The organism is Rhizobium sp. OAE497, assembly GCF_040546565.1.
Lineage (GTDB): Bacteria > Pseudomonadota > Alphaproteobacteria > Rhizobiales > Rhizobiaceae > Rhizobium.
In genome coordinates this window covers 1,467,979-1,485,608 of sequence record NZ_JBEPOA010000001.1, presented here as the reverse complement: position 1 = coordinate 1,485,608, position 17,630 = coordinate 1,467,979, and the positions used below count along the sequence as shown (strand labels likewise).

Here is a 17,630-nt window from a genome sequence, read left to right as displayed (position 1 = left end):
TTGATGCTCCGGATCATTCGAGCTGTTTAAGACTTCCCTGGCGCCTTCGGGAATGCCCCGGCGCCCTTGTATGGCTTCCCTGTTAGCGGTGAATACTTTGGCTGTTGTACTGCGGCAGGCTTGGACGTTTTCGGCTTAGCCGGAACACGGCGCCATCCGCTCATGGTCATGCACTGCTTTACGAACTGGTCGGCCCGGATCGCATTGTCGATAGCGTTGCCGAGCTGGGCGCCGGCGACATAGCTGGCACTGCCGAAAGCGATCATTCCTTGCTGTGTGCTCGATGACATCATTTCGCACCGCGCCTGCGCCATTTCAAGGTTCGGAGCATTCGGCACGATCGGCTCATAGGCGTAGTTCGTTTGGCAGCCCGAAAGGACGGCAAGGCTTGCCGCTATTACAATCAGTTTCTTCATGATGTTCCCCAGTTCCTGCTTTTGATCTAGCAGCAACTTGAGGACGTGTTTAGCGGCGCGGTAAACAACCCACCGACTTTTTTTGGGTGTTGGGGCGGTGAGAATGCCGGGCTCTGGATTTATCTTAGTGCGCGCGTCATGAAGTCGACCACTTCCAGGGCGGGCACACCAGCATTGACAGAATTTATGCCTGTCTCGTGCCTGAACTCAAGCGAGCGGATCACCATTCCAATGCAAAGCCCGCATTCATCCAAGATTGGGCCGCCACTACTGCCTGGAGACACGAGATTTGAAACGATCAACTTTCTGCCGCCCAGGCGGTCTTTTACAACTGCATTTAATTCACCGCGATGCGCCAGCAGGTGGCTAGTGACAGTGGTTGCGATGGTGGGATAGCCCAAAGAGATAGTCTGAGCGAGAGTTCGTGCTTCTCCGAGTAGGTGCACAGGCACCGCGTCATCCGGGCCCGCGACCGGGATGAAGGCGGCGTCCAGATCAGCGTCAAATATCCAGTCTGACGAAAGCGCCTTATAGGACCCGCTGAACTCGCCCCCGAAGCCAAGGAAATCCACTGGATCTCGGTCGTCCATTAAATTATGCGCAGCGGTGACGACATACCTTTTCTCGTCGCCTAAACTCGTCAGAAACGCAGTGCCAGTGTATTCTTGATCGCCCTTTCGGACGTAGATGGCGGGCACACTCTTCTTGTACTTCTCAGCGATATATGATGGTCCAAGAAGGATATTGTCCGCGATGCCAAGTTTCAGAAAGCCGTCGATCCTATTGGATTGCCAAGTATAGCGGTAGGCGTCTGTCCGAAGTAGCTCCGAGTCCGTCACCAGCCCCCACTCAACGAGCTTGCTAAGCATGAACTGCAATGGTTGGATTTGGGTGCTTTGTGACTGCCCCGACGCGTGCACCATGATGGTGAAGTCTAAGCCCGAGAACAGTCCTGCCTTTAGGAAGTGCTGCTTGTGACCCCAATCGGGTGTGTTCGCGAACTCTCGCTCAATCATCGCTCTGAATTCGGCATTGTCGACGACTGTCGAAAGCAGATTCATAACTGCCTCAACCTCATTCCGGGAGGTTCGCGGAAGTCCAGATTGCAGATTCACTACGACCATAATTCCGTCCACCCGGCCTCTCGCGCGCATGAAAGAAAAAATCTGTCACCGCGAGTCGCAAGTCAATCGCACTGCATCCCAATATCTGGGGATGTGGACGCGGGTTCCCCGGCGTGGGGAATGCTTGCTTCAACGTGCAAATCGTGTGAAATTGTGCGCGGAGCTTCAGAACTCCCGAAGCGGGCCCTTGCCGGGGCTTGCGCTTCAGACCGCGATAGGCGTGCGCTGCGGCTTGCCGGCCTCAGGACGCTGAAACTGACGAGACAACACCGTTGTCGCGACCGGCAGACTATTGCCGGGAAGGCCACGGTGCGTCAAGAGCAATCTTGACCGGAATAAACCCGAAAGGGTGAAGGCCGTGGCGCATGTCTTCGCGGGCATGTTCTGAACTTCCCGGCGCCAGTGCCGCACACTGGTTTGCCCGTCATCCGTGCCGCCTTCAGAAGCGCCGGGGACGGAAGTAACCGCGAGCACAAACATGATCCACGTTGAAGCGATCGAAATACCCGTCATCAGACAGCCAAGCATGTGCGACATCGCCCATGATGCTCTAAGCCGGGCGAATATCCTCTGCAGCCTCGCCGACCGCGTCCACGACGAGCTAGCCGAACGCCTGCCGCCTGGGTGGAATGAACTGACCTACATGATTTATCAGATGCTCGACACGGCGCGCCATCTGCAGCAGACGCACCAAGATTTCGGATGGGTGCTTCAAGACAAGCGTCGGCCAGCGTGATTCTGCCGGTGCCGGTGCTCGCAGGTACCGGCAAAATGGGGCCGCTCTAGTCCGACGGGGTTAGGGCGGCTTTTTCATGCGCCGCCATGCGCCATCCATGTTCCACGTAATCCCCGCTAACGCAGGGAAAAGCCCGGAAACCATGGTAATTCTCGTCAAATCAACGGCGCATGAAAAACCCGCCAACTGAGGGCGGGTTGATCATTAAGGAACTGATTTCGTTCACAAATTAGTGGTGCCCCCGGCAGGGTTCGAACCCGCGACCCCCTGATTACAAATCAGGTGCTCTACCAACTGAGCTACAAGGGCAATGCGTGCCAAGTAGCAGATTCTGCCCTTGTGTAAAGGAGAAAACCTTTTTGGCGCGATTTCGTGATCGATCTTCGCGCCTCCCTCCGCATGAACCTAACATGAAGCCCGTCTTCAGAGCGAGTTCAGGCCGCGGGGGCCAACCTTGGGCATGAACTACCAAGGAGATGCGTTATGAAAATCGCCCATTTTGCCATTGCGGCCGTTCTTTCGATCGGCTCGGCCTTCGTTGCGGCGGAGCCTGTCTCGGCCATGCCGCGGTCGCAGGCGCCGGTTGCGGCTGTGGAAAAGAGCGATGTCGTTCAGGTCCGGCACCGTCACTACCGGAACAACCATCGTTACTATTATCGCCATGGCTGGCGCTATAATCGGCACCACTATCGCGACTGGCGCGCCGAGCGGCGCTGGCGGGAGCATCGCTACTGGCGATACCACGACCGTTACTACCGGCCGCATCGCAACGGCGTCTATTTCCGCCTGAACCTCTAGAATGAAAAAGCCCCGGGAGACCGGGGCTTTCTTTATTCACATGCCTGCAGCGATCAATCGATATCGTCGACGACGGCGTCGGGCTTGCCGCTGATGCGATGCGCGAGCGCCGCTTCCATGAACTCGTTGAGTTCGCCGTCGAGAACATCGCCCGGAGCGGTGCTGGCCACGCCGGTGCGCAGGTCCTTGACCAGCTGGTAGGGCTGCAGGACGTAGGAGCGGATCTGGTGGCCCCAGCCGATATCGGTCTTCGATGCGGCTTCGGCGCTGGCGGCGTCTTCCCGCTTCTTCAGTTCCGCTTCGTACATGCGGGCACGCAGCATGTCCCAGGCCTTGGCGCGGTTCTTGTGCTGCGAGCGTTCCTGCTGGCAGGCGACCACGATGCCGGTCGGGATATGGGTGATACGCACGGCCGAGTCGGTCGTGTTGACGTGCTGGCCGCCGGCGCCCGAGGAGCGGTAGGTATCGATGCGGCAGTCGCTCTCGTTGATCTCGATGTTGATCGAGTCATCGACGACGGGATAGACCCAGATCGACGAGAAGGACGTGTGACGGCGCGCGTTGCTGTCATAAGGCGAGATACGCACCAGGCGGTGAACGCCCGATTCCGTCTTCAGCCAGCCATAGGCATTGTGGCCCTTGACGAGTAAGGTCGCGGACTTGATGCCCGCTTCTTCGCCGTCATGGACTTCCAGAAGCTCGACCTTGAATTTCGAACGCTCAGCCCAGCGGGTGTACATGCGCAGAAGCATGTTCGCCCAGTCCTGGCTTTCCGTGCCGCCGGCGCCGGAATGGACTTCGAGATAGGTATCGTTGCTGTCGGCCTCGCCTGACAGCATCGCCTCCACCTGGCGGCGCGCCGCTTCGGCCTTCAAGCCCTTCAGCGCTTCCTCGGCCTCGGTGACGATGCTCGCATCGCCCTCTTCCTCGCCCATCTCGATGAGCTCGATATTGTCGTTCAGCTGCTGCTCGAGCTGCCGCACGCCGTTGATGCCGTCATCCAGCTGCTGGCGCTCGCGCATCAGCTTCTGTGCTTCCTGGGCATCGTTCCAGAGGTTCGGGTCCTCTGCCTTGTTGTTCAACCAGTCCAGCCGTCTTATCGCCTGGTCCCAGTCAAAGATGCCTCCTCAGCAGGGTGATAGCCTGCTTGGTTTCATCGACTACGTTTATGATCTCCGCGCGCATTTTCCTGCTTCTCTGCGTTGGTCTCGAGATGGCCCGTCAAATAGTTGCGGCGGCAGCGGATGTAAAGCCCGCGGCCGCCGCATGGCGTTCGACGAAGGTGATTAGTAGAGGCCGCCGCTGTTCGACTGAACGGCCTGATTGGCCTGCGGCGAGGTCTTCAGGATCTCTTCCGGAGACATGGTGCTGTCCATGCCGATGACCGAGAAGCTATCGGCGGGGCCGGTGCCGGGCTTGAAGGCTTCGATGATCGTGTTCGGATCGCCTTCCTGCGCCGCCATGCCGGTCTTGCGGTCGATGGCGACGAGGTTCATGCCCTGCGGGATCACGAATTTGGACGGCGGCATGTCCTTGACGGCGGCCTGCATGAACTCGTTGAAGATCGGCGCCGAAAGGCCGCCACCCGTACCGCCGCGGCCAAGCGGCGCCGGCGTATCGAAGCCCATGTAGAGACCGGCGACCAGATCCGGCGTGAAGCCGACGAACCAGGCGTCCTTTTCATCGTTGGTGGTACCGGTCTTGCCGGCGACATCGCGGCCGCCGAGATCGATCTTGCCTGCGGCGGTACCGCGGGTGATGACGCCCTGCATCATCGAGGTGATCTGGTAGGCGGTCATCGGGTCGAGAACCTGTTCGCGGTTGTCGACGATGTTCGGCTCTTCCTGGTTCTGCCAGTCGCCGGCATTGCAGCCGTCGCAGACGCGCTCTTCATGCTTGAAGATGGTCTTGCCGTAGCGGTCCTGGATGCGGTCGATCAGCGTCGGCTTGATCTGCTTGCCGCCATTGGCAATGACCGAGTAGGCCGAGACCATGCGCAGAACGGTGGTTTCGCCGGAGCCGAGCGACATGGCGAGCAGCGGCGGCATCTTGTCGTAGATGCCGAAGCGCTCCGCATATTCGGCAACGATGTTCATGCCAAGGTCGTTGGCGAGGCGGACCGTCATCAGGTTGCGCGAATGCTCGATGCCCGAACGCAGCGTCGAGGGGCCGCCGACTTCGCCGCCGTAGTTCTCAGGCTTCCAGACCTGACCGCCGGAGACGATCTCGATCGGGGCGTCCATGATGACGGAGGCCGGCGTATAGCCATTGTCCATCGCGGCTGCGTAGACGAAAGGCTTGAAGGAGGAACCCGGCTGGCGCATCGCCTGCGTCGCGCGGTTGAATTCCGACTGGCCGTAGGAGAAGCCGCCAGCCATGGCGAGAACGCGGCCGGTTTTCGGGTCCATGGCAACGAGGCCACCCTGAACCTTCGGTGGCTGCTGCAGCCGGTATGATGTCGATGTCTCACCGCCCTGGCGCGCGACATAGACGACGTCGCCTGGCGACAGAACGCCCTCAGGCGACTTCGCCGTCTTGCGGTCGCCGGTCGACGAGCGATAGGCCCACTGCATGTTCTTTGCCTGGATGGTGCCGCGCTCGCGATCCGGGCCGATCTTGCCGCCACCGTCCTTCGGCGGCTGCAGGCCGATATCGACGCTGTCGTCGGAGACGGCGAGAACGACGGCAAGGCGCCATTCGGGAACGTCCGACAGGGCCGGAATGTCGGCGAGGGCCTTGCCCCAGTCGGCAGTCGTGTCGATCGTCTTGATCGGGCCATGGAAACCGCGGCGCTCGTCATAGGTCGTCAGACCATCCTGCAGGGCGCGGCGGGCCGCCAGCTGCATCTGCGGATCGAGCGAGGTGCGGACCGAGAGACCGCCTTCATAAAGCGCCTTCTCACCGAACTGGTCGATCAGCTGACGGCGGACGGCTTCGGCGAAATAATCGGAAGCGAAGAGCGACGGGCCGGTGCTGCGGGCGGTGACGCCGAGCGGCTGCTTTTTGGCTTCTTCGCCGTCTTCCTTGCTGACATAGCCGTTTTCGACCATGCGATCGATGACCCAGTTGCGGCGCTCAAGCGCTGCTTCCGGGTGGCGGAACGGATGGTAGTTTGCCGGGCCCTTCGGCAGCGATGCCAGATAGGCGGATTCGGCGATCGTCAGTTCGGTGACCGACTTGTTGAAATAGGTGAGTGCCGCGCTGCCGATACCGTAGGAGTTCAGGCCGAAGAAGATCTCGTTCAGATAAAGCTCAAGGATCTTGTCCTTGCTGTAGGCCTGCTCGATGCGGAAGGAGAGGATCGCTTCCTTGATCTTGCGGTCGATCGTCTGGTCCGAGGTCAGAAGGAAGTTCTTGGCGACCTGCTGGGTGATCGTCGAGGCGCCGACCGGGCGTCGGCCGGAGCCGAAATTCTGGACGTTGACGAGGATAGCACGGCCGAGACCGGTGAGGTCGACGCCCGGATGGTTGTAGAAATTCTTGTCTTCAGCCGAAAGGAAGGCAGCCTTAACGCGGTCCGGGATTGCCTGGATCGGCAGGAACAGGCGCTTTTCCTTGGCATATTCGGCCATCAGCGCGCCGTTTCCGGCGTGAACGCGGGTGGTCACGGGCGGCGCATAGCTGTTCAGCACGGCGTAATCGGGGAGATCCTTCGCGACGTTGGCCAGATAAACGGCCACGACAGCTGCTGCGCCAAGAAACATGACGCAAGCAATGCCGAAGAAATATCCTAGAAGTCTGATCATGTTGGGCTACCGGTATTCCAAATCTTCAATCGGCGCAGGCGGTATCATCGCATCAGATCGCGCAATTTACACGTTGCGCGCGGCTTACTCCATGCGCGGCACTGCGACAAGCCGATTCCGCCTCTCGGGTCAGAAACATAGCCGGGAGTAACGGCCTGAATGTGAGCAAAATAGGGCTCCCCTGCCCCATTCCACTGCCATCCTCAGCTTTCGCTCAAACTGTCACATCTTCGCCACGGCATTAGCCGCCATTGGCGGCAACCGACGAATGGTATCGCTTTACGGCATCGGTCAGCAGATCGGCCATCTTCAGCCGCCACTGGTCGTCGAGGAGAAGCTTCTCATCCTCGACATTCGAGAGGAAGCCGAGTTCCAGCAGGATAGAGGGCACGTCGGGTGCGCGCAGGACCTGGAAACCGGCATGCCGGTGCGGATTGTTGATCGTGCCGATCTGATCCTTGAAGGAGCCGAGCACATTCTCGGCAAGCGAGATCGAGAAGGCCTGGGTCTCGCGCCGCGTCAGGTCGAGCAGGATGTCGGCGACTTCAGGCGGCTCGGCAACGGTTTCCTTGCCGGCGATCTGATCGGAGAGGTTTTCGCGCTCGGCGAGATCGGCGGCGAGCTTGTCGGATGCCTTGTCGGAGATCGTGTAGACGGTGGCGCCCCTGATATCCTTCTGTTTCAGCGTATCGGCATGAAGCGAGATGAACAGGCCGGCATGGTGCTGGCGGGCGAGCTGCACGCGCTCGGAGAGCGACAGGAATTCGTCGCTATCGCGGGTGAGGAAGGCCTTGATGCCGGGCTCGCGGTTCAGCCGGTCAGCCAGCGCCTTGGCAAAGGCAAGCGTCACCTGCTTTTCCTCGGTCTTGGTGTCGACGCCGATCGCGCCGGTATCGATGCCGCCGTGACCGGCATCGACGGCAATGATGAAGTCGCCGGGCTTCGGCGCCTCTCCGGCCGGTATCGCGCTCGTCACCTGCTGGTCGGCCGGATCGCTCCAGGACTGGCCTTTGACGAGGGCCGCGAATTCCTCCTTGGTCGTCATCTCGGCATCGAGCACCAGGCGGTGGCCCTTGCCGTCCTCATCCTTCTGCACCTTGGCGATCGCCAGCTTCACCGGTTTGATCGCCGTCAGCACGATGCGGGCACTGCCCTCGCCCATCGCGCCGTAGCGGATATCCTTGAAGAGACCGCGGGCACCGAGCTGCTTGGCATCGAAGCCGAAGGCGGTCGCCGGCAGGTCGATGACGATACGCTCGGGACTGGCGATGTAGTGAACGGAGAAAGCCGGTTCGCGGTCGAAATCGACGACGATGCGGGTGCGGGCGTCATCGCCGATGATGCGGGCGCCATAGGCAAGCAGCGGTTCTGGCTTGCCGCCATCGGCAGCCGAAGCAGGTCCCACATGAAGACACAGCGCGGCGGCAACGAGCGCGCCCGCCAAAATATTCATCCGCCTGCCGGATTGCCCTTTAGCGGGCCGCTCCCTCTTAACCAATCGACCGCCACACCCTATCTGTCATTGCATATCGGTCCCGGACGCCCGCCAGCGCCGTCAGGCTCCCCCGAGCCTTGTAACACAGCGCATGCCGAATCAGGACCGTTTATCCCCGATTTTCTATGCGTGCCGAAATCCATCAATATTATGGCACATTTGGCTTTTCCCTTGCTATTGTGACAGAGAAACCATACAACGAATTTAGGTTAGAAGTGCTGACGGGATAGAGTCGCCGCGAAGGCTGCCAACCCCACGAGGACCTGGCGCCGCAACCGGCAATCGTCCGCCGTCATATGTGTTTCTAGCCGAGTGAACTGGATTCTGAATTTTCCGGCGTATGCGGAAACTTCATCGGTGGATAGCCACCAAACGCTCTGAGGAGCAAACCCATCGGACCTACGGGTCTTAGTATTGTCGATCTCGCTTGGTCATAATGGTGTCGCAGCAGGTTTTATCCAAAGTCTACAGGCCCCGGGAGAATATCTTCCCCGCTGTTGCCTGGCTGCTGCCTACCCTCCCGAACCAATCGCGACTTTCATTATCCGGCGCAACCGCTCATAACCGTTCCCTGCCTGTCCTAGACACCGGCGGGAATGCGCGTATCGGGCTGCGCCGAGGAGCACAGCTTACATGGCAGACAAAATGCTTATCGACGCGTCTCACGAGGAAGAGACGCGCGTCGTTGTCGTTCGCGGGAACCGCATAGAAGAATTTGACTTCGAGTCGCAGCACAAGAAGCAAATCCGCGGCAACATCTATCTTGCTAAGGTAACGCGGGTAGAACCCCTCGCTGCAGGCCGCTTTCGTTGATTACGGCGGCAACCGGCACGGCTTCCTGGCCTTTGCCGAAATCCATCCCGATTACTACCAGATCCCGCTGGCCGACCGTCAGGCGCTGCTGCGCGCCGAGGCCGAAGAGCATCGCCGCGACGACGACGTCGAGCATGTCGAGACCGCGCCGATGAACGATCCGGCGAACCAGGAGCAGCCCGATATCGGCATCGTCGCCAAGGACGAGCCTGCCGAGGAAGCCGCAGCCGAGGCTCCGGCCGAGGCAGAGGCTCCGGTTGCCGAAGAAGCCGCTCCGGCCAAGAAGAAGGCCGCGGCCAAGCCGCGCCGCAGCCGCAAGAAGGCTGTCGAAACCACCGCGACCGAAGACGCCGTTCCGACCGATGTCGAAGCACCGGTTGCTTCCGTCGACAGCGACGACGATTCGAACGGCGGCTCGATGGCTGCAATGGTCGAAAGCGACTCGATCTCGGAAGAAGTCGATTCCCGCCGCCGCGGCCACGACGACGATGACGACGACGATCACGACCATGAAGAAGAAGTGATCGAATCCGTCGGCGCCGAAGACGCGATGGAAGAAGTGCCGGATCGCGCAGCCCGCCGTCCGCGCAAGCAGTACCGCATCCAGGAAGTCATCAAGCGCCGCCAGATCCTGCTCGTGCAGGTCGCCAAGGAAGAGCGCGGCAACAAGGGCGCGGCTCTCACCACCTATCTGTCGCTCGCAGGCCGTTACTCGGTTCTGATGCCGAACACGGCGCGTGGCGGCGGCATTTCGCGCAAGATCACCAACCCGCAGGACCGCAAGCGGCTGAAGGAAATCGCCCGCATGCTGGAAGTGCCGCAGGGCATGGGCGTGATCCTCCGTACCGCCGGTGCCAACCGCACCAAGGTCGAGGTCAAGCGCGACTTCGAATATCTGATGCGCCTGTGGGAGAACGTCCGCACGCTGACGCTCGCCTCGACGGCTCCCTGCCTGGTTTACGAAGAGGGATCGCTGATCAAGCGCTCGATCCGCGACCTCTACAACAAGGATATCGGCGAGATCATCGTTGCCGGCGAAGAAGGCTATCGTGAAGCGAAAGACTTCATGAAGATGCTGATGCCGAGCCATGCCAAGGTGGTTCAGCCCTACCGCGACATCCACCCGATCTTCTCGCGCTCCGGCATCGAGGCACAGCTCGACCGCATGCTGCAGCCGCAGGTGACGCTGAAGTCCGGCGGCTACCTGATCATGAACCAGACGGAAGCGCTGGTTTCGATCGACGTCAACTCCGGCCGTTCGACGCGCGAGCACTCGATCGAAGACACGGCGCTGCAGACGAACCTCGAAGCCGCCGACGAAGTGGCGCGCCAGCTTCGCCTTCGCGACCTTGCCGGCCTGATCGTCATCGACTTCATCGACATGGAAGAAAAGCGCAACAACCGCGCTGTCGAGAAGCGTCTGAAGGAATGCCTGAAGAACGACCGCGCCCGCATCCAGGTCGGCCGCATCTCGCATTTCGGCCTTCTGGAAATGTCGCGCCAGCGCATCCGCGCTTCGGTTCTGGAATCGACGACGCAGGTCTGCTCGCATTGCGGCGGCACCGGCCACGTCCGTTCGCAGTCCTCCGTTGCCCTGCACGTCCTGCGCGGCATCGAGGAATATCTGCTCAAGAACACGACGCACGACATCACCGTCCGCACCACGCCTGACATCGCGCTCTACCTGCTCAACCACAAGCGCCAGTCGATCGTCGATTACGAAACCCGCTTCGGCGTGGCGATCGTCATCGGTGCCGACAACAGCATCGGTTCGCAGCATTTCGCGATCGATCGTGGCGAGCCGGTCGAGAACCCGGTCAAGATCGAAACGCTCTTCAACTTCGCGGCTATCCCCGACGATGACGACGACGATGTCGTGATCGAGATGGACGAGGAAGAAGACGAAGAGCTCGAAGAAAAGGCAGCCAGCGCCGAGCGCCCTGCCCAGCAGCGTTCGGAAAGCGACAGCGAAGGCGGTAACCGCAAGCGCAAGCGCCGCCGCCGCCGTCGTGGTGGCCGTGGTGGCAATGGCGACCAGGCTTCAGGCCTCGAAGCCTCCGCTGAAGACGGCGCCGACGAAACGGAAGGCGATGAGGACGAGGCAGAGGGCGATGAAGCCGCTGCAACCGAAGCCCGCGCCGAAGGCGATAGCGACAACGAGCAGCGCCGCAAGCGCCGCCGCCGTGGCAAGCGTGGCGGACGCCGCAACCGTGACGAAAACGGCGAACTGAGTGCCGATGCCGCCGACGGTGAAGGTGAAGGCGACGCCGAGTCGGAAGCCGAAGCCGGCGAGACCGTCGCGGTCGAAACCCAGGCCGAAGTGATCGAAGCCGTTGCAACTGATGCAGCCGAGGGCGAAAGCGCCATGGCAGCCGTCGAAACCGGTGCATTCGTCACCGAAGAGGTCAAGCCTGCCAAGGGCCGCGGCCGTGGCCGCCGCAAGGCAGCTGCATCGCCGGTCGAAGAGCCTGTTGTCGTCGAAGAAGCGCCTGCAGCCGCTGCGGAGCCGGAAGCCGAGACGGTCGAAGCATCCGCCGATCTCGCCGCTCCTGCTGCTGAAGCCGCTGCGGCCGAAGAGGCAAAGCCGGTCCGCGCCAACCGCGAATCGAACATCTCCTCGTCTGCTCCGACCGTGAAGTCGACCCGTGAGGCTGCCGAGGCCGAAGGCGATGGCAAGCCGAAGAAGGCCGGCTGGTGGCAGCGCCGCGGCTTCTTCTAAGAAGCCTGACAGTTCAAAACAAAAATCCGGCCGTGGAGACGCGGCCGGATTTTTTTATGGCTCGAGGATTGATTTTCGGCGAAGGCTCAGACTTCGACATGGATCGCCAGGACGGCGGTCGCGGCGTGGTCACGGACGTTATAGCGCAACTCGCCCTCGACCTTGACGAGGACGTAGGATTTGCGGCCTTCCTTCAGCTTGGCATCGATGTGATCGGTATCGAAGGGGCTGACCAGCGTCACCATATGCGAGCGGTCGGTTTCGAGGCTTCCGAGCTTCTGCAAAGAGGTCAGTATCTTGACCCAGTCGCGGTCGTCCGGAAGGTATATGATAAAGCGGTTCACTGCCTGCTCCTGAACAAGAAGCAGACGTCATATCACCCTCCAGCGTGACCTGAGCGTGACACCACCGGCAGTTATCAAAGGCATCGGAAGAGCCCGCTTTCCTGCTACCGGAAAGACATTTTCATGAGTAAAGCCGGAAGTACGGATGTAGCGGCATGTCGATTTTCAGGCCTCGCCGGCGCCGAAGACGACCGCGTCCAGCCAGGGATTCGAGAACTTGCGTTCCGGGTCCATCCTGTTGCGAAGATTGACGAAATCGCCAAACTTCTCATAACGGGCACCGATGCCGCGCTCGTTGAAGACCTTGCCCCAATGCGGCAGCGCGTTGAACGGCTGTAGCGCCTCCTCGATATGGCGCACCGCCCCGTTGACGGCATCCTGATCCCGCTGCCAGGTGAAGTGCATCGATAGCGTATCGCGCTGATATTGCGGGCTGAGCCACAGCGTGTCGGCGGCGACGGTGCGGAACTCGCCGGCCTGGATCAGCGGCGCGAAACGCTCGCGAATCTTCAGCAAGGCCTCGATTGCGGCTGCCCCATGCTGCCGGGGCACGTGGAATTCCGACTGTATCTCCACGCCGCTGCTCGGGGTGAATCCCATCTTGAAATGCGGCAGCCGGTCGGACCAGCGTCCGTAACGGCCGAGTTGCTCCGTCGAGTTGCCGGCATCGAGCCCGATGATCGGGTGACGGTTTACCGTAGCGCGCACCGCGCCATGCAGTGCGGCAGGCCAGTCAGCGTCCGATGCCGTGCGTTTCAGCCAGATCGCCCCCGCCTTCTCCGCCCATTGCGTGAAGACGCTGACGCTGTAGCCGCCGGCCATGATCTGATCGAGATTGGCAAGCAGCTGATCCCAGGCGAGATTCTCATAGACGCTTTGCGCGATTTCGAATTCCGGCCGGATATCGAGGCTGACCCGCGTCACAATGCCGAGCGCGCCGAGATGGACGACCATGCCGTCGAAGCCGGGCTCGCCGCGCTTGACCTTGACGAGGCCGCCGTCAGCGGCGACGAATTCCAGAGCGGATACCGCGGTCGCCAGATTGCCGTTGCCGTCGCCCGATCCATGGGTGGCCGTGGCGATCGCGCCGGCAATCGAGATATGCGGCAGCGAGGCGAGATTGTGGATCGCCAGCCGCTGACCGTGGAGAAACTGGGCGAGATCGCCATAGGTCCAGTGACCGCCGACGCTGACCTCCGTGCCGTTGCTCTCGACCACCGGATTGGCAGGCATATCCGTCAGCCGGATCGCGGTGCTGCCATCGGCAATGCCGTTGAAGGAGTGGCCGGAGCCGACTGCCTTCAGCGATCCCGATCGCGCGACGATGCTGCAAAGCTCATCCACCGAGGTGGGGCTGAGGCACTCCCTGAAGCTGTAGTGATAGCTCTCCGCCCAATTGGCTGCCGGAACCTGACGCACGCTACGAACCCTCCCGAATCCATTTGTCGCCTCGACGTTAGCCGAAACGCGCCGGGTTGAAGAGGCCGCTTGCCGTCAATTCCGTCCTGCCAGATACGGCAGGGCGAAGAGATAGAGGCCGCTGAAAAGCAGCAGGAACAGCGGCAGAAGCGGTGAATAGACGACCCCTGCCGGTGGCGTGCCGAAGGCCATGGTTGCGAAATTGGCGGCGACGGTCACCGTGAAGATGATCGAGATCCAGCGGTGCGCCTGCCGGATAAATCTGCTGAAAGCCAATGTTTCCTCCCTGAAGATATGGCCGAGATTCAAGCGCGCGCCAGCAGCTGCTCGAGGTTCTCGAAGAATTTGTGCCAGCCTGCGCGTGCGCCCATGAAGGCCTGCTGCTGGTCGGGGCGGAATCCGGATTGCTCCATGCGCAAATGCGTGCCCTTCGCCGTCGGCGTCAGGGTCCATGTCACGACGCTTTCGAGGCCATGGGCGTCCCAGCTGTAGGAGAGCGTCCTGTTCGGCTCGACTTCGCGGACCGCGCAATCGACCGAGCCCCAGTCGCCGCTGAACTTGAAGCGGTGGTCGACCACCGGCTTGAAATCGTTCCGCATCAGCCAATCCTGCAAGAGATGCGGCTGCGTCAGCGCGCGCCATATCTTTTCCGGCGGAAAGGCGATCTCCCGCTCGACGATCACGGTGCGCCGTTCGTGGGTTGCGTCGCTCATTGATCCATCCTCTTCAAAAGCTCTTCGAGATCATCGAACCGGCTCTCCCAGAAGCCGGCCATCTTCGTCGTCCAATCCGCCAGCGGGGCCAGAGCCTCGATGCGGGCGCTGTAATGCGTCTGGCGTCCCTCATGCCGGTCGCGCACCAGGCCAGCCTGCTTGAGGACGGCGAGATGCTTCGAGACGACCGGTTGCGAGACCCCTGCTCCTGACGTCAGCACGCCGACCGTCTTCTCGCCCTCCAGGCACAGGCGCTCGAAAAGCGCGCGGCGGGTCGGATCGGCGAGCGACCGGAAAAGCAGGTCCTGGGTGCTTTGTGTTTCCAATTCATACCTCATTGGCTATGGTTTTATTCATAGCCATGCGGGTATGGATTAGTCAAGAGGCTTGTGAACGGGCTCTGCTCGAACGCAGACAGGCCTTCACCTTGTCGCTACCCTAAAAGCAATGATTCCAGCAGAAGGGCCCTCCGCCGGCATGACCGAGATCTCAGACGCGCCGGACATGCGCCGCGGCCTGCACCTGTTCACCGATGGCTCCTTCGATCCGAAGTCCGGCCACGGCGGCTGGGCTTTCGCGGCCTATCGCGACGGCGCCGAAATCGCTGCGGCATCCGGCGGCATCGGCAACGCAGAGAATAACGGTATGGAACTGCTGGCTATCCTGGAAGCGGCGCGGTGGGTCGATGCCAACGCATCCGGCGAGACCGCAATCATCTGGACGGACTCGGCCTATGCCATGAAGGGCTGCACGCTCTGGCGGCCGATCTGGCGGAACAACGGCTGGAAGAAGATCGGTGCAAACGCCAATCTGAGGAACCGGGCGATCGCCAACAAGGACATCTGGCAGGCGATCGACGGCGCGCTATCGCGCAACGCCGCTTTGACCGTCGCCTGGTGCAAGGGCCATGCCGGCATCGGCGGCAATGAGCGGGCCGATGAGCTGGCGGAGCGCGGGCGCCTGTCGCTTCGCCCGCTCACAAATTGATTCAAGCGCCTGCGGAATTGATTCAGGAAACCGGCGCAAGCGCAGGAAAACAGACTCTATTTCAGCCAGCCGGCCATGCGCTCGATGGCCTCAGCGATCTCCGATTCGGATCCCGCATAGGACATGCGCATCGTCCTGTTGCCCTCCAGCGGATCGAAGTCGAGACCCGGCGTGGCCGCGACATTGATCTCCGCCAGCATGCGCTTGGCAAAGGCCATGCTGTCATTGCTGAAGCGTGTGACGTCGACATAGGCGTAGAAGGCGCCGTCCATCGGCGATGCCACCGGCAGACCGATTTCGGGTAAGCGCCGAAGCAGGAAATCGCGGTTTGCGGCATAGCTCGCCTTGTAGACGTCGAGCTCGGCAGCAGCGCCAAGCGCTGCCGTCGCGGCGATCTGCGAGAGCTCCGGCGGCGAGATGTAGAGGCTCTGGGCGACGCGCTCGATCGGGCGCACCAGGCGCTCCGGCAGCACCATCCAGCCGATCCGCCAGCCGGTCATGCAATAGTATTTCGAGAAGGAGTTGATGACGATTGCCTCGTCCGTCAGCTCCAGCGCGCTGGTCTCCTCACCGGCAAAGGTCAGGCCGTGATAGATTTCGTCGGAGATGAAGGCGATCGAATTGGCGGCGCAATAGTCCGCAAGCGCCTGCAGCGCCGCCCTGCCCGTCACCGTTCCGGTCGGGTTTGCCGGGCTTGCGAGCAGGATGCCCTTCAGCTTCACGCCATTCTCGCGCTGTGCGGCTTCCAGGCTTTCCGGCGTCAGCGTAAAATGCGTCTCGGCCGTCACGGCAACTTCGATCACCTTCAGTCCGAGGGCGCCGAGGATGTTGCGATAGGCCGGATAGCCGGGCCGAGCGATCGCCACGGCGTCACCGGCATCGAAGAGCGACAGGAAAGCGAGATTGAAACCGGCAGACGAGCCCGTGGTGATGGCGATCCGCGCCGGATCGATCTCCAAGCCATGACGGTCGCGGTAGTGCCAGGCAAGCGCATGTTTCAGCCGCGCTGTCCCCAGCGCATCGGTATAGCCGATCTTGCCTTGCGCAAGGGCTGCGCGGGCTGCCTCGAGCGCTCCCTGCGGGGCCGGATGGGAGGGCTGGCCGACCGCCATCGAGATAACCGGGTGGCCGGCGGCGCGCCGTTTGGTCGCCTCGGCCAGAACATCCATGGCGTGGAAAGGCTCGACTTCGCTGCGCTTCGATACGGAAAACAAGGTCTGATAACTCCGGATATTCAATTGCGGCCAGACAATTGCCGCATTATCAGGTTCATCACAATCCCGCGATTGCGCGGCGATCCAGAAAAATCCTGTTTGATGGCCGGGCCGCACACCGTAATTTGATGCTTCGCATTCAAGCCCATTAACCGGGCGATGTTATGAAGCGGCATCGCATTCGATCAGCCGACGAGGACACAATGGCTCTCTTTCCGAAAACCTTCACCGCCCTTGCGCTCGCTGCCAGCTTTGCCATGCCGCTTCCAGCGCTTGCACTCGACGATGCGCAGAAGAAAGAATTCGGCGAGTTCATCAAGGAATACCTGATCCAGAACCCGGAGATCATGCTCGACGTTCAGGATGCCCTGCAGAAGAAGCAGGAAGAAGCCCGTCTCGTCAAAGCCAATCAGGTGATCAGCGAGAACAGCAAGAGCATCTTCGACGCCAAGGACGATATCTCGATCGGCAACCCGAAGGGCGACGTCACCATCGTCGAGTTCTTCGACTATAACTGCGGCTATTGCCGCCACGCGCTCTCCGACATGCAGACGATGCTGAAGAAGGACAAGAGTGTCCGCTTCGTGCTGAAGGAATTCCCGATCCTCGGACCGGAATCGGTTGCCGCCCACAAGGTTTCGGACGCTTTCCGCAAGCTGGCGCCGGAGAAATACGAGCAGTTCCACCTGGCGCTGCTCGGCGGCGAAGGCCGTGCGGATGAAGACAGCGCCATGGAAGTCGCCTCCTCGCTCGGCGTCAACGAAAAGCAGATCCGCGACGAAATGGCGAAGAGCCCGGATACCGGCTCGGTGCAGAACGCCTATGACCTGGCGCAGAAACTCGGCATTTCAGGCACGCCGTCCTATGTGATCGGCAACGAGCTGGTGCAGGGCGCAGTCGGCTTCGACGACCTTGAAGCCAAGGTGAAGAACATGCGGACCTGCGGCAAGACGAGCTGCTGAGGCTCTCGCCCATCAAATCGCCAAAATCCAAGCGTTTCAGCCATGTGGACAAATATGGCACGATTCGGGATGCCTATCCCAAAGGGCTTTCATTAAGGCCATGGGGAGTCTATAGGTTGCCCTCGTGCATTCAATGGAACACTC

At 61.1% G+C, this 17,630-nt stretch carries 16 protein-coding genes and 1 tRNA gene; 5 read left to right on the top strand and 12 right to left on the bottom strand.

Features of this window, described 5'->3' with window-relative positions:
* Nucleotides 1-26 precede the first annotated feature (26 nt).
* Together ABIE40_RS07585 and ABIE40_RS07580 are read right to left on the bottom strand one after the other, a co-directional pair.
* Entirely contained in the window at nt 27-416 is a 390-nt protein-coding gene (locus ABIE40_RS07585) for a lipoprotein (protein WP_199628701.1), read from the bottom strand.
* Between the two features lie 119 nt (nt 417-535).
* Entirely contained in the window at nt 536-1,477 is a 942-nt protein-coding gene (locus tag ABIE40_RS07580; RefSeq protein ID WP_199628702.1) for a S1 family peptidase, read from the bottom strand.
* A gap of 541 nt (nt 1,478-2,018) precedes the next feature.
* On the opposite strand from ABIE40_RS07580, the gene ABIE40_RS07575 reads away from it, so the two are divergent.
* Nucleotides 2,019-2,276, top strand: coding sequence for a hypothetical protein (locus tag ABIE40_RS07575; RefSeq protein ID WP_199628703.1), 258 nt, complete (start codon nt 2,019-2,021; stop codon nt 2,274-2,276).
* A gap of 233 nt (nt 2,277-2,509) precedes the next feature.
* On the opposite strand, the gene ABIE40_RS07570 is transcribed toward ABIE40_RS07575, so the two are convergent.
* Nucleotides 2,510-2,585: transfer RNA gene (locus ABIE40_RS07570), tRNA-Thr, on the bottom strand.
* A gap of 174 nt (nt 2,586-2,759) precedes the next feature.
* Between ABIE40_RS07570 and ABIE40_RS07565 the strand changes: the two genes are divergently transcribed.
* Nucleotides 2,760-3,074, top strand: coding sequence for a hypothetical protein (locus ABIE40_RS07565; protein WP_130282513.1), 315 nt, complete (start codon nt 2,760-2,762; stop codon nt 3,072-3,074).
* A gap of 53 nt (nt 3,075-3,127) precedes the next feature.
* On the opposite strand, the gene prfB is transcribed toward ABIE40_RS07565, so the two are convergent.
* The 3 genes from prfB to ABIE40_RS07550 all read right to left on the bottom strand — a co-directional run bounded on the left by prfB (nt 3,128) and on the right by ABIE40_RS07550 (nt 8,273).
* Nucleotides 3,128-4,259, bottom strand: a protein-coding gene (gene prfB / locus ABIE40_RS07560; protein ID WP_112720412.1) for a peptide chain release factor 2 whose coding sequence is annotated in 2 segments (ribosomal slippage) — nt 3,128-4,189 and nt 4,191-4,259 — 1,131 coding nt in all. Because the reading frame shifts where the segments join, the coding sequence is not laid out codon by codon here.
* Between the two features lie 101 nt (nt 4,260-4,360).
* A complete protein-coding gene (locus ABIE40_RS07555) occupies nt 4,361-6,820 on the bottom strand; it encodes a penicillin-binding protein 1A (RefSeq protein ID WP_112720413.1) in 2,460 nt (819 codons plus the stop codon).
* Nucleotides 6,821-7,061: 241 nt separating this feature from the next.
* Nucleotides 7,062-8,273, bottom strand: coding sequence for an N-acetylmuramoyl-L-alanine amidase (locus tag ABIE40_RS07550; RefSeq protein WP_199628704.1), 1,212 nt, complete (start codon nt 8,271-8,273; stop codon nt 7,062-7,064).
* A gap of 835 nt (nt 8,274-9,108) precedes the next feature.
* On the opposite strand from ABIE40_RS07550, the gene ABIE40_RS07545 reads away from it, so the two are divergent.
* A complete protein-coding gene (locus ABIE40_RS07545; RefSeq protein WP_502944802.1) occupies nt 9,109-11,847 on the top strand; it encodes an Rne/Rng family ribonuclease in 2,739 nt (912 codons plus the stop codon).
* Between the two features lie 86 nt (nt 11,848-11,933).
* Here the strand turns inward: ABIE40_RS07545 and ABIE40_RS07540 are convergent, their stop codons facing one another.
* The 5 genes from ABIE40_RS07540 to ABIE40_RS07520 all read right to left on the bottom strand — a co-directional run bounded on the left by ABIE40_RS07540 (nt 11,934) and on the right by ABIE40_RS07520 (nt 14,649).
* Complete coding sequence (locus tag ABIE40_RS07540; protein WP_112720416.1) at nt 11,934-12,191, bottom strand: hypothetical protein; 258 nt, start codon at nt 12,189-12,191, stop codon at nt 11,934-11,936.
* Nucleotides 12,192-12,356: 165 nt separating this feature from the next.
* Nucleotides 12,357-13,610 carry a D-arabinono-1,4-lactone oxidase gene (locus tag ABIE40_RS07535; RefSeq protein ID WP_199628706.1) on the bottom strand — a complete coding sequence of 418 codons (1,254 nt, stop codon included), beginning with the start codon at nt 13,608-13,610 and terminating at the stop codon, nt 12,357-12,359.
* Nucleotides 13,611-13,685: 75 nt separating this feature from the next.
* Nucleotides 13,686-13,886 carry a hypothetical protein gene (locus ABIE40_RS07530; RefSeq protein WP_199628707.1) on the bottom strand — a complete coding sequence of 67 codons (201 nt, stop codon included), beginning with the start codon at nt 13,884-13,886 and terminating at the stop codon, nt 13,686-13,688.
* A 29-nt stretch (nt 13,887-13,915) separates the two neighbouring features.
* Nucleotides 13,916-14,323 carry an SRPBCC family protein gene (locus ABIE40_RS07525; protein ID WP_112720419.1) on the bottom strand — a complete coding sequence of 136 codons (408 nt, stop codon included), beginning with the start codon at nt 14,321-14,323 and terminating at the stop codon, nt 13,916-13,918.
* Nucleotides 14,320-14,649 carry an ArsR/SmtB family transcription factor gene (locus tag ABIE40_RS07520; RefSeq protein ID WP_112720420.1) on the bottom strand — a complete coding sequence of 110 codons (330 nt, stop codon included), beginning with the start codon at nt 14,647-14,649 and terminating at the stop codon, nt 14,320-14,322. Before ABIE40_RS07520 ends, ABIE40_RS07525 begins: the two co-directional genes overlap by 4 nt.
* A 151-nt stretch (nt 14,650-14,800) precedes the next feature.
* Here ABIE40_RS07520 and ABIE40_RS07515 point away from each other — a divergent pair, with 151 nt between their 5' ends.
* Complete coding sequence (locus ABIE40_RS07515) at nt 14,801-15,310, top strand: ribonuclease H family protein (protein ID WP_199628708.1); 510 nt, start codon at nt 14,801-14,803, stop codon at nt 15,308-15,310.
* Between the two features lie 56 nt (nt 15,311-15,366).
* On the opposite strand, the gene ABIE40_RS07510 is transcribed toward ABIE40_RS07515, so the two are convergent.
* Complete coding sequence (locus tag ABIE40_RS07510; RefSeq protein ID WP_199628709.1) at nt 15,367-16,524, bottom strand: pyridoxal phosphate-dependent aminotransferase; 1,158 nt, start codon at nt 16,522-16,524, stop codon at nt 15,367-15,369.
* Nucleotides 16,525-16,727: 203 nt separating this feature from the next.
* On the opposite strand from ABIE40_RS07510, the gene ABIE40_RS07505 reads away from it, so the two are divergent.
* Nucleotides 16,728-17,486, top strand: coding sequence for a DsbA family protein (locus tag ABIE40_RS07505; protein ID WP_199628710.1), 759 nt, complete (start codon nt 16,728-16,730; stop codon nt 17,484-17,486).
* The last annotated feature ends 144 nt before the right edge of the window (nt 17,487-17,630 follow it).